Below are 12,658 nucleotides of genomic sequence, written 5' to 3' on the forward strand. Positions count from 1 at the left end.
TCGGCGTGCCATGCGCCGGGGCGGCGATATACTCCAAAAGACGAATACGCCCCCACCCGCAACGATCCGACGGTGGCGGGTCGACACAAAAAAAGACGCAAGGAGACACACCTGTGAATCGGGACCCGGAAACCGAGGTCGGCGCCCAGCCCGCACGGATCAGGCTGAGTGCAGCCAAGCTCAGCCCGCCCACGCTCACGCCCAACTCGGTGGCCAGGGCCGCGCCGGTTCCGGATCTGATCCCGTCACATGTGAAGCTGGCCTTGTTCCTCGCCCCCGCCGGATTCGGCAAAACCACCGCCATGCTGCAATGGGAGGCGCGCGCGCGCGCCTCGGGCATCGGCACCGGCTGGGTGACCCTCGACGCGCAGGACAACGACGCCAGCCGCTTCCTCAGCTACCTGGTCGCCGCCCTCGACGCCTGCGGTGGCGAGAACCGCCATGACACCGCACCGGGTTCCCTGTTCGACTCGCAGACCGCGCCGCTGGGCGCGCTGCTCGACGCGGTGGACCGCCTGTCGGCCGAGGGCGTGGACTTCGCCCTCTTCCTGGACGATTTCGAGACCATCACCAACGGCGCCATCCACGAGATCGTGCGCCAGTTCATCGACCACCTGCCCGCCGGCAGCCAGCTGGTGATCGGCAGCCGCACCACCCCGCCGCTGGGCCTGGGCAAGCTGCGCGCCCGCGAGCAACTGGTGGAAGTGGGCGCCGACCTGCTGCGCTTCTCCCTCGACGAGGCTCGCCACTACCTCACCGGTGTGCGCCAACTGCATATCAGCGACCGCGACGTGGCCGAACTGCACCGCTGCACCGAGGGCTGGGCCACCGCCATTCAGCTGGCCTCCTTGTTCCTCGACGGGCAGCGCGACATCGGCGCCTTCATTCGCGGCTTCAGCGGCGACCAGGCCGCCATCGCCGACTACCTGGCCGAGGACGTGTTCAACCGCCAGAGCGAATCGGTGCAGGACTTCCTGCTCAAGACCAGCATCCTGGGCAACCTCAACCCCGAGATCTGCAACGCCCTCACCGGCCGCCCGGACGGCGCCGCCATGCTCGACCAGATCGAGCGCGCCAACCTGTTTCTGGTGTCGCTGGACAGCGCACGCATGGCCTACCGCTACCACAACCTGTTCGCGGATTTCCTGCGCAGCCACCTGATGCGCCGCCATCCCGACCAGGTCGCCGAACTGCACAACCGCGCCGCCGCCTGGTACGAAGCCGAGGGCGTGCTCACCACCGCGCTCGAACATGCCCTGGCTGCCGGCAACATGACGCTGGCCGCCACCCTGCTCGACCGGGTCGCCGAAACCCTGATCTACGAAGGCCGGGTCGCCACCCTCATCCGCCAGGTAGAGGCCCTGCCCAAGCAACACCTCGAAGGCCTGCTCAAGGTGCGTCTGGCCTACGCCTGGGCGCTCACCTTCGCCCATCGCTACCAAGAGGCAAAACTGGTGCTCGCCAGCCTGGAACAGAACAAGACCCGGCTCGACGAGCGCTCCCGCGACGGCATCCTCACCCTCGGCCCCTGCGTGCTGCTGTGGTCCGACCGCATCGACGAATGCCTGGTGATCGCCGCCGAGAACCTGCCCAAGCTCTCGGGCCGGGACGATTTCTCCCATGGCGCGCTGCTCAACATCTACGCCATGTGCCTGAGCATCGAGGGCAACTTCGGCCAGGCCCGCGAAATGCTCGGCACCGCCAAACGGCGCATGGCCCGCGCCAACAGCGACTACGGCCTGGTCTACGCCGACTGCATCGACGGCATCATCAGCTTTACCCAGGGCCGGCTGCGCGCCGCGCTGGCTCAGTTCGAAACCGTCTATCGCTACGCCAGCCAGCGCTCCCGCTATTCGAGCGCCAGCGCGGTCGCGGCGGTGTACCTGGCCGAAGCCTGGTACGAAGAAAACAACGTGGACGCGGCCGAGGAGATCCTGCGCGAATACCTGCTGCTGATCCGCCAGACCGGCCTGCCCGACCACATCATCGTCGCCCACCGCCTGCTCAGCCGCATTGAAGCCCGGCGCGGCAGCCTCGACGAAGCCCAGTACCAGCTCAGCGAAATGGAGCGCCTCGGCCTGTCGCGCGGCTCCGGCCGGGTGGTGGGCGGCGCGCGCCTGGAGCGGGCGCGCATCGCCATGAACCTGGGCGACCTCAACCTGGCCGCCAGCATCATCAAGCAAGAGGAAGTGGACCTGGGCTGGCGCAGCTCGGTGAGCGGCCGGCCGCCGGCCAACGAACTCGACGACATCCGCCTGCATGCAATCCGACTCAAGCTCATGCAGCGTGCCGGTGGCGAAGCCATGGTGCTGCTGCAGCGCGAGTTCGAACAACTCGACAAGGCCGGTGGCATGAGCCGGCGCCGGCTGCTGGCCACCTTGCTGCAGGCGCGGGCACAGCAACTCACCGGCGACCTGGCCGCCGCCCGCCGCCACCTGACCGAAGTGCTGCGCTTTGCCGCCGAAGAAGACCTGCAACGCACCCTGCTCGACGAGGACTACCTGCTCGCCGGCCTGTTCGACGAGCTGGGGCCAACCCTCGACCCCCAGACCGGCCCCGCCGCCACCTTCCTCAACCGGCTACGCGGCCGCCCGGCCCCGGCCAACACGCCGCAACCGGACAGCACCGACACCCCGGTGATGACGGACGCGGGCGTGGACGCCCTCACCCAGCGCGAAATGCAGATCCTGTCGCTGGTGGCCGAAGGCCTGTCGAACCGGGAGATGGCCAACAAACTCTTCCTCTCCGAAGCCACGGTGAAGACCCACATGCGCAACATCAATTCCAAGCTTGCGGTGCACAGCCGCACCCAGGCCATCGCCCTGGCGCGGAGCAGGCAGCTGATTTAGGGCGTGCTCAGGGTAGGCAGGTGGATCGTTGGCGAAATGATCGCTCTGTAGAAATGGGTGTGAATGGGTGTAGTATTGGTGCCCATGATTCGTTCCAATGCCATTCAGATAACGCCCGAAATCCTGAACCTCATCGCCGGCATCGATGAGTTCAAGGGCGCTTGGCGCGCGCTTGGCACGCTGGCACCGGATCGTCTTTCCGCATTGCGCCGGGTCGCCACCATCGAGAGCATCGGCTCTTCGACCCGTATCGAGGGTAGCCGGCTGTCCGATCGCGATGTCGAGCGCCTGCTCTCCAATCTCCAGATCAAATCCTTCACCACCCGGGACGAGCAAGAGGTCGCCGGCTACGCCGACGTCATGGAGCTGGTGTTCTCGTCGTGGCAAGACATTGCCTTGACCGAAAACCACGTCAAGCAATTGCACCGCGACCTGCTCACCTACAGTGAGAAGGACGCCTGGCACCGGGGCAATTACAAGACGTCCACGAACAACGTCGTCGCCTTCGACGAGGATGGAAACCAGCTCGGCGTCGTTTTTGCAACCGCCACGCCTTTCGATACGCCAGCCCTCATGACGGAGTTGATCGACTGGTTCAACGAGGCACGTGCGACAACCCGGCTTCACCCCCTGCTATTGATCGGCATCTGGGTTGTTGTCTTCCTGGAGATTCACCCGTTCCAGGACGGAAACGGCCGCTTGAGCCGGGTACTCACCACGCTTTTGCTGCTGCAGGCGGGATACGCCTATGTCCCCTACAGCTCGCTCGAGAGCGTCATCGAGCAGAGCAAAGAGGCTTACTACCTGGCGCTGCGACAAACCCAGGGCACCATTCGCAGCGACACACCGAATTGGCAACCCTGGCTGGTTTTCTTCCTGCGCGCCCTGGCAGAACAAGTGCGCCGGCTGAATAGAAAGGTCGAGCGTGAAAAGCTCGTTTTGGCGTCGCTCCCCGAGCTGTCACTGCAAATCGTCGAGTTCGCCCGGGAACACGGGCGCATCACCATGGGCGATGCAATCCGCCTGACCGAAGGGAATCGCAACACGCTAAAGCAGCATTTTCGCGCGCTGGTGGAACAAGGGCATCTTGCGCAACACGGCGCCGGCAGAGGCGTCTGGTACGAATTGAAGTAACGCGATTCGCCGTCGACCAGACCAGAAAATATACGAAGCGGCAGAAACAAAACCCAGAGGCCCCGGACAAAAGTCATCCTCTACTCACTCGGCATCACCCTCGGGATCGCCTACCAGGAGCCTACGCTCAAATGTAGGGCGCAATAGCGATGTTGATGGCAGGATGTATGCCGGCGGCGGCACACAGACGGAATTCATGTTCGACGTGAAGAACGAGTGGAAGACGTACTTCGACGAGTCCAAACGTATAACGCATTCGATCGGGCAATAGCCATGCTACGCATGTTTGTATCCACCGATGGCGGTCAGTGGCGAGAATTGAACATCGGCGTCAGCGAAGATCCTTATCACGCCCTCGACCAGCACGGTAGAAAAATTGTCAATGCAGACGGCAGTTGGTGGAGTACCCCTACGACGACTCTCCATGCGAAATGGCACTCGAGTGGAAGTGCAGGAGGGAGGTTTTCCGCAAGCACTCCTTTTTTGATATACCCATCTCCTGATGCTCGTTTTGTTGTCATCGTCTTTAATAGTCGAGCAGACGTCCCCCACAACGCCCTCGTCCTCAACGCCGACGGCTCGGTGCGCCACCACATCCAGCAGCCCGGACGGTACGCCGGACAACGGACCGAATTTCTCGATACATGGTGGTACGAGCGAAGTCCCCCACCATTTGCACGACCGTGGTGGGCATTCTGGCGCCACGCCCCCGAACCTGTGGTTGAAACGCGCATGAAAATGCTCATTGGCTGGCCAGGCGACCCAACGGGTAGCTTCGAAGCTCTGGATTTCGATCCAGAAGCCGGTACCTTCGGCGACATGGTCGATTCGGGACGGCTATAAACAAACCCTTTCGCTGTCGAATCTGCGAATGATTTGGCCGCCAACGGCGCCGCCTTCGCCCTCGAACACGGCATCCCCGTCGGCGGCGCACTCACCCCCGCCCAGCAAGCCCAGCTCGGCGCCCCGGTGCTGTGGTACGTCAATCAGGGCGGATCGCTCACCCCCACGGTGTACCTGCCCGAGCCCTGGCAACAGCAACTGATCAATCTGCCCGGCGGCAAGCTCGACGGCGACGTAGCCATCGCGCTGACCGCCCGCCACATCGACAACACCGGCTTCGTCCTCACTGATGGACAGCTGTCGATCGACGCCGAAGCACTCGAGAACCAAAAGCGCAACGCCTACTACTACGAAAAACGCGATGTCAAAGGCGGCACGCTTACCTTGCGCGGCGACACCGTTCAACCCGGCGGCTTCATGCAGGCGGCGCAGTGGGAGCTGAACGCCGACAAGGTCTATTCACGCTCGGGTGAATTCATCATCACCGGCGCGGATGCGGCCCAAACAGCTTCGCGCACCGCCGCCTTCGAAGCCGAGATTCGCGCAATCCTTGGCAACAACTTCACCTACGAAACGGCACAAGACAATCTCAAGACCGAGTTCAAGAAAGACCGGCGCGGCTGGAACCTGGCGAGCTGGATCAAGGACACCACCGTCGCCCAGTTCGCCCCGACCGACCGCAACATCATGAAGGCCATCGCGGCCCAGCCCGGTCAGAACTATGTCGATGAACAGGTGCAGAACAGCCCCGCGCTGTACGCCATCGGCAAGACCATCGTCACCATGGTGGCCAGTTTCTTTGGCGGGCCCTATGCCGGGGCGGGCGCCGCGGCGAGCTGGGATCAGTACTACACCTATGACGCCACTGGCGACATCCACGCCTCGCGACGTATCGGCGCCAAAAGCTTTGCGGTATCGATGGTCAGCCAGTATGTAGGTGGCCAGATTGATGGGGCTGTCGCCAATGGCTCCATCAGCGCCACCACCGGCAGCGCACTGACCATCGCCTCCCAGGCCGCCATCCAGAACGCGGTGTACGGCACCAGCTTCAAGGATGCGCTGATCAACGCGATGATCAACGAGGGGTCGGCCGCCGGGGCCGACTACATCGGTGACAACAACTTCGGCCCGCCAGGGAGTGTCGGCCACACGCTGGCGCATGGGGTGTTGGGGGCGATGGTCGAGTCGGCCCGTGGGGGCGATCCGCTGGCAGGGGCGCTGGGCGCGATGACGGCTGCGCAAATGAGCAGCTCCTTGGGTGAGGCACTGGGCGTCACCAAAGAGGACAGAACAGCTCAAATTGTCGTGCAGGCGCTAACGATGTTGGCCGGAGGGCTGGTCGCGCAGGCGGCCGGCCGCGACGCTTCGGCAGCAGTCTCTGCCGCGCAGAACGAAGTCATCAACAACTATCTCGACCATCTCGAATCGACCGAATACGCCGCGCTGGAAGAAAAGTGCGGTCGCGCGGGTAGCGGCTGCACGGCGCAAGAGCAGACACGCATGCGCGAGCTCAGTACGCTCGACAAGGCACGCGATGCGCTGCTCGCCAGCGCCTGCGCCAATCCATCCAGCGTTGCGTGCGCAGGTCAGTTGGCCGATTTGAATGCGGCGCGAATGAGCTTCTCCGGCCAGGATGTCGCCGCCGGCTCGCGCGCTGCCAGCGAGCTGGCCTGGATCAAACAGGAGCAGGCCAAACTTGAGGCCCGCGTGCAAAGCCCGGGCACCTACAACGTTGGTACCGCTGTGCTCGAAGTGGCCGGCGGCACCATCAAGGGCACGCTTGATCTGGCCACGCTGTCGGCGCAAGCGGCCAGTGGCGACACCACCGCGCAGGCTCAACTGAGCCAGATCGCCGAGGCCATCGGCGAGTTCTTCGCCTCCCCGGTCGACACCATCGAGCAGCACATCTCGACCACCCTGGCCGAAGCCCGCGCGCTCGACGATGCCGGGCGCACCGACGAAGCCCAGCGCCTGCGGGCAACCCTCTTCACCGAAGGCGCACTGGCCGTGACCGGAACTGGGGCGTTGGTGGTCAAGGGGTCGGGGAAGATTATTGCAACAGCGGAGCGCGTATTCTCAGACCAAGCTGAAAGAATTGCCACACGTGCACTGCTCGAAAGCGGCGGCATGATCGACGCGGCGACAGGCCAGTCGCTACTCGATCTCAAACAGCTGAGCAACCCGCAAAAGACGGCCATGGGTGAGTTGTTCGGCGAGCACACCGTACGCCAGATCATCCCCGATGGTCAAAAGCTTGCACGCATGCCCGGGCCGGGCGAGACTGGCATCGACGATCTGTACAAGGTCAACCGGCCGGATGTGGACTATGTGGTGATCGAGTACAAGTTCGTGGGTACCGATGCCAAGACCGGTGCGCAGGTGTTGGGCAAGACGCTGGATGGCGTACAGGGGAGTGAGAGTTGGACGTTGGGGGCGGGTAGATTGCAGAAAGCCGTCGGTGATGAGAGCGCGATTGCGGTAGAAAACGCCGTAAAGGCAGGCCGCTATGAAACATGGGTGGTCACCACCCGACCCGACGGGGCGACCGTTGTCGAGGTGCTTGATGCTTTAGGCAAGCCGAAGCCCGTCGATATGTCAAAGATTCTTACTTCTGGCGCCAATCTATCGGGAGCGCAGTTATGATTCGTGCGCCATTGGGAAATCAGAAATACTGGGATGAGCGGACAGGATTTCTATCAAACGCCATTGATCAAAAGGTTGAGATGCTCCGTGCGCCAAGCGCCAATCCAACTTACGATCCTCAGTTTTCTTTTGACTTGAGCAAGTACTACCTAAACTTGCTCCTCCGCTGCTATTCCCGCGGTGACCCCATTCACGAGTTGGCCGAACACTTCCCTGGCCTACTCGACGCCTGGGAACTGTCCAACCGGCTGGCCGCGGACATCTGTCGCGAACACAAGCTAGAAACCTGCCGAGACTGGAGCTTCGATCTGGCGAACCTGAACCACTACAACTGGTGTTTTTGGTTGGTCGGGCTCGCGCTGGCGCTTGAGATCCCGGAGGGCCAATGGCGCCGCCTGCTCGCGCTCATCGGTGGCGAAGGCGAAGACGCCTTGCTCGACCGCGTGATTGCCAGTCGAGCGCCGTCTCGCCGGATCGGCAGTGTGCTGCTGCATCCTAAGCCCTATGCTCGCTTGCTCAAGACCATCGACGCCCCAAAGGCGCAGCAAGCGGCCTTGCTCAAGGCCTTTGTCGATCACTGGTACGCCGAACTGGCGCGCCGGGGCAAGGACGAGCTGTGGTGGTATATCTACGGCGACCCGCTCAAACATCCGCTGGAGAAGGGCAGCTACTTCGGGCGCTGGTGCATTGAAGCGGTCGCTGCAGTCAAGGCCTTTGGCCTCGACGACAGCCTGTGTCTCGGGCATGAACACTACCCCGGCGATCTACTCAGGCCCGACGGCCCGAGCACGCATCCGGTGCGCACCGAAGTCAAATCCGGCTTCTGGCAACGCCTGTTCGGGCGCGACAAGGGCTGACCGCTTGTCTACCGTGCCGGTAGGGCCGGATTCATCCGGCCGCGCAGCGGCGGGTTGAAACCCACCCAACGCCTCCACCACCGGCCAGCCCCCGGCCGACCAGCAACAAGCCATCCTCGCCGCCAACGGCGCCGCCTTCGCCATCGAGCACGGCATCCCCGTCGGCTGTGCGCTCACCCCCGCCCAGCAAGCCCAGCTCGGCGCCCCGGTGCTGTGGTACGTCAATCAGGGCGGATCGCTCACCCCCACGGTGTACCTGCCCGAGCCCTGGCAACAGCAACTGATCAACCTGCCCGGCGGCAAGCTCGACGGCGATGTGGCCATCGCGCTCACCGCCCGCCACATCGACAACACCGGCTTCGTCATCAGCGACGGTCAGCTGTCGACCGACGCCGAAGCACTCGAGAACCAAAAGCGCAACGCCTACTACTACGAAAAACGCGATGTCAAAGGCGACACGCTTACCTTGCGCGGCGACACCGTGCAAGGCGGTGGCTTCATGCAGGCGGCGCAGTGGCCGCTATTCTCAGACTGGATTGGTCATCCAAGTCGGGAATTTGTGTTCGAACGGGTCCGAAGGCGAACTTTCGGAACCGCACGGCCGCCAATGGCGGCTGATTTGCGAATACCTGCCGTAGCTTAATCGTCATCCATCTGACCGGTATGGCCGAGGAGCACTCAATCAGTAGTCAGCCTGTACGGCAGCTCAGCTCAGAAACCTGCCACGGATCCGTCGAGACGCTGAATGTCTCTTGAGGATCGACAGCTACCGCAAAAGGCACACCCGCCACCACGAAGGCTCCGAGGGAGCCCTTCATGGTTGCTCTCTTCGCCTGTGACAAAGGCATCGCTGCTCCTCAGCACCGATCTCACCTTTCATGGCGCCCGGCACCCCAGCTCGCGCAGAAGGGCTTCGTTGTCAGCCCCCGGCGCTGGCACCGCCCCACCCACTGCCCCCGGCGTTCGGCCAAAGCGTGGTGCCGGCGCGGGCTGGGTGATGCCGTCGATCTCGATGAACGCTTCGCGCGCCCGGTTGTGCGGATGGTCTGGCGCTTCATCCAGCGACAGCACGGGCGCCACGCAGGCATCGCTGCCGCCGAACAGCGCGCACCACTCCTCCCGCGTGCGGGTGGCGAAAATCGCTTCGAGCCGGGCATGCAGGGCCGGCCAGCGGGCCGGGTCGTATTGGGCTTGCCAGTCGGCATCGTCGAGGCCCAGCACCTCGCCCAGGGCGCGGTAGAAGGGCGGTTCGATGGGGCCTAGCGAGAGCCACTTGCCATCGGCGCAGCGATACACATTGTAGAAATGCGCCGCGCCACCGAGCACGTTGTGCTGCTGCCACAGGCCGGCCGCGTTGGCGCCATGGATGAGCGCGCCGAGCACGGCGGCGCCGTCGGTGATGGCGGCGTCCACCACCTGTCCGGCGCCGGAGCGCTGGGCTTCGAGCAACGCGCTCACCACACCGAAGGCGAGGAACATGGCGCCGCCGGCCATGTCGCCGACGATGGTGGGCGGCACCCAGGGCGTGCCGTCGGAGCCCTTGCGGCCCAGGTCGAGCAGGCCGCTCAGGGCGACGTAGTTGATGTCATGGCCGGCCGACTGGGCCAGCGGCCCGGTCTGTCCCCAGCCGGTCATGCGGCCGAACACCAGCTTGGGGTTGCGGGCGAGGCACACCTCGGGTCCCAGGCCGAGCCGTTCCATCACGCCGGGGCGGAAGCCTTCGATGAGCGCGTCGGCGGTCTCGATGAGCGCGAGCACGGTGTCGATGGCGGCCGGGTCCTTGAGGTCGAGCGCCAGCGAGCGCTTGCCGCGATGGGTGACGGTGAAGCGGCCCAGATCGAGCAGCGTGGGTTTGGCGGACGGGTCGATGGCGCGGGGCCGTTCCACCAGGATGACCTCGGCGCCCATGTCGGCGAGCATCATGCCGCAGAAAGGCGCCGGGCCGATGCCGGCGAATTCGACCACCCGCAGGCCGGCCAACGGCCCCTGCCGCGTCGGCTTACTGGCGCTCATAGAGGGTCACCACGCAGGCGCCGCCGAGGCCGAGGTTGTGTTGCAGGCCGAGCCGGGCGCCGTCCACCTGGGTGGGGCCGGCGGTGCCGCGCAGCTGCCGGGTCAGCTCATAGCACTGGGCCAGGCCGGTGGCGCCGAGCGGATGCCCCTTGGAGAGCAGCCCGCCGGAGGGATTGGTGACCACCGCGCCGCCATAGGTGTTGTCGCCGTCCATCACGAAGCGCTCGCCCTCGCCTACCGGGCACAGGCCGAGGCCTTCGTAGGTGATCAGTTCGTTATGGGCGAAGCAGTCGTGCAGCTCGCACACGTCGATGTCGTCGGGGCCGATGCCGGCCTGGGTATAAACCGCTTGCGCGGCCTCGCGGGTCATGCCGGCGCCGACCAGTTCGATCATGCTGCGATCCTCGAAGGTGCCGGGGCGGTCGGTGGTCATGGCCTGGGCGGCGATGGCCACCCGGGTGTCGATGCCGTGGCGACGGGCGAAATCCTCGGACACCAGGATCGCCGCCGCACCGCCGCAGGTGGGCGGGCAGGCCATCATGCGGGTCATCACGCCGGGCCACACCGGCACATCGTTCATCACGTCCTCGGTGCTCACCACCTTGCGGAACAGGGCGAGCGGGTTGTTGGCGGCATGGCGGCTGGCCTTGGCGCGAATGGCGGCGAAGGTCTCCAAGCGGGTGCCGTAGCGCTGCATGTGCTCGCGCCCGGCGCCGCCGAAGTAGCGCAGCGCCAGCGGCAGCGCCTCATCCACCAGCTCGCCGCACAAGGCCTCGAAGCGGGCGAATGGGGACGGCCGGTCGGTGTATTTCTCCACGATCGCGCCCCGCGCCATCTGCTCGAAACCTACCGCCAGCACGCACTCGGCGATGCCATGCTCGATGGCCTGGCGGGCCAGGAACAGCGCGGTCGAGCCGGTGGAGCAGTTGTTGTTCACATTCACCACCGGGATGCCGCTCATGCCGACCTGGTAGAGGGCCAGCTGGCCGGCGGTGGAGTCGCCATACACATAACCGGCGTAGGCCTGCTGCACCTGGGCGTAGTCGATGCCGGCATCGACGAGGGCGAGGCGGATGGCCGCCGCGCCCATGTGGTCGTAGCTGTCGCTGGCGCCGGGCTTGGCGAAGGGCACCATGCCCACCCCGGCGACGATGGTCTTGTTTGTCATGTCTTCTCTCCCTCAGGCCCGCGTCACCGCGCGGCCGATCACCAGGCGCTGGATGTCGCTGGTGCCTTCGTAGATCTGGGTGGCGCGCACATCACGATAAATGCGCTCCACCGGAAAGTCAGTGGTGTAACCATAGCCGCCGTGCACCTGGACTGCCGCCGAGGCCACCTGCTCGGCCATCTCGGAGGCGAACAGCTTGGCCATGGATGCCTCCTTCAGGCAGGGCTGGCCGGCGTCCTTGAGGCTGGCCGCATGCCACACCAGCTGGCGCGCCGCTTCGAGTTGGGTGGCCATGTCGGCGAGGCGGAACAACACCGCCTGATGCTCGACGATGGGCACGCCGAAGGCCTCGCGCTCATGGGCGTAGCGGATTGCCGCCTCGTGCGCGGCGCGGGCCATGCCCACCGCTTGGGCACCGATGCCGATACGCCCGGCTTCCAGATTGGCCAGGGCGATGCGGTAGCCGTCGCCCTCGGCGCCAATCAGGGCATCGGCCGGCACCCGGCAGTCGTCAAAAAGAATCTGCGCCGTGTCCGAGGCATGCTGGCCCATCTTCTCCTCGATGCGGGCGACCACGTAGCCCGGCGTGTCGGTGGGCACAAGAAAGCACGAGAGCCCCTTCTTGCCGGCGGCCGGGTCGGTGACCGCGAACACGATGGCCACATCGGCATGGCTGCCGGTGGTGATGAACTGCTTGTTGCCCTTGATGACCCAATGATCGCCGTCACGCGTGGCGGTGGTGCGGATGGCGGAGGCGTCCGACCCCACATGGGGCTCGGAGAGGCAGAAGCAGCCCAGCCACTCGCCACTGGCGAGCTTGCGCAGGTAGCGGTCCTTCTGCGCCTCGGAGCCAAAGGCCAGCGGAATGCCGCAGGCGAGCGAATTTTGCACGCACACGATGCTCGACAGCGCCCCATGGCCGGCGGCGATCTCCTCCACCGCCACCACCAGCGACAGGTAGTCCAGCCCGGCGCCACCCCAGGCCTCGGGCACGGTCATGCCGAGCACGCCCAGCTCACCCAGTTCGGCGAGTGCCTCGCGCGGGAAGTGATGCTCGCGCTCCCAGCGGTCGGCGTTGGGCACCAGTTCGGCGGAGGCATAGCGGCGCAACATCTCGCGCAGCATGTCCTGTTCTTCGTTCAACAACATGG

General features: G+C 64.9%; 9 protein-coding genes. 6 read left to right on the forward strand and 3 right to left on the reverse strand.

Features of this window, described 5'->3' with window-relative positions; translation table 11 throughout:
* Positions 1-113 precede the first annotated feature (113 nt).
* From FHP91_RS10125 to FHP91_RS10150, 6 genes are all read left to right on the forward strand, one after another.
* Positions 114-2,849 (forward strand): LuxR C-terminal-related transcriptional regulator, encoded by a 2,736-nt coding sequence (locus FHP91_RS10125; protein WP_144309481.1) that lies wholly within the window; start codon positions 114-116, stop codon positions 2,847-2,849.
* Between the two features lie 84 nt (positions 2,850-2,933).
* The gene (locus FHP91_RS10130; protein ID WP_144309482.1) at positions 2,934-3,983 is read left to right on the forward strand and encodes a Fic family protein; all 1,050 of its coding nucleotides are present in this window, start codon (positions 2,934-2,936) and stop codon (positions 3,981-3,983) included.
* Between the two features lie 282 nt (positions 3,984-4,265).
* Positions 4,266-4,826, forward strand: coding sequence for a hypothetical protein (locus FHP91_RS10135; protein ID WP_144309483.1), 561 nt, complete (start codon positions 4,266-4,268; stop codon positions 4,824-4,826).
* A 33-nt stretch (positions 4,827-4,859) separates the two neighbouring features.
* Positions 4,860-7,469 carry a DUF6862 domain-containing protein gene (locus tag FHP91_RS10140; protein WP_144309484.1) on the forward strand — a complete coding sequence of 870 codons (2,610 nt, stop codon included), beginning with the start codon at positions 4,860-4,862 and terminating at the stop codon, positions 7,467-7,469.
* Positions 7,466-8,326, forward strand: coding sequence for a PoNe immunity protein domain-containing protein (locus FHP91_RS10145; RefSeq protein ID WP_144309485.1), 861 nt, complete (start codon positions 7,466-7,468; stop codon positions 8,324-8,326). Before FHP91_RS10140 ends, FHP91_RS10145 begins: the two co-directional genes overlap by 4 nt.
* A gap of 208 nt (positions 8,327-8,534) precedes the next feature.
* On the forward strand, positions 8,535-8,969 hold the full coding sequence (locus FHP91_RS10150; protein ID WP_144309486.1) for a hypothetical protein: 435 nt from the start codon (positions 8,535-8,537) through the stop codon (positions 8,967-8,969).
* A gap of 233 nt (positions 8,970-9,202) precedes the next feature.
* On the opposite strand, the gene FHP91_RS10155 is transcribed toward FHP91_RS10150, so the two are convergent.
* Genes FHP91_RS10155 through FHP91_RS10165 form a run of 3 tightly spaced genes read right to left on the reverse strand, consistent with a single transcriptional unit; the run spans position 9,203 to position 12,656 of the window.
* The gene (locus tag FHP91_RS10155) at positions 9,203-10,339 is read right to left on the reverse strand and encodes a CaiB/BaiF CoA transferase family protein (protein WP_144309487.1); all 1,137 of its coding nucleotides are present in this window, start codon (positions 10,337-10,339) and stop codon (positions 9,203-9,205) included.
* Positions 10,326-11,507: a lipid-transfer protein gene (locus FHP91_RS10160; protein WP_144309488.1), complete on the reverse strand. Its 1,182-nt coding sequence runs from the start codon at positions 11,505-11,507 to the stop codon at positions 10,326-10,328. Before FHP91_RS10160 ends, FHP91_RS10155 begins: the two co-directional genes overlap by 14 nt.
* 12 nt (positions 11,508-11,519) lie before the next feature.
* Positions 11,520-12,656 (reverse strand): acyl-CoA dehydrogenase family protein, encoded by a 1,137-nt coding sequence (locus FHP91_RS10165; RefSeq protein WP_144309489.1) that lies wholly within the window; start codon positions 12,654-12,656, stop codon positions 11,520-11,522.
* Positions 12,657-12,658: the final 2 nt, after the last annotated feature.

The organism is Denitromonas halophila, assembly GCF_007625155.1.
Taxonomy (GTDB): domain Bacteria; phylum Pseudomonadota; class Gammaproteobacteria; order Burkholderiales; family Rhodocyclaceae; genus Nitrogeniibacter; species Nitrogeniibacter halophilus.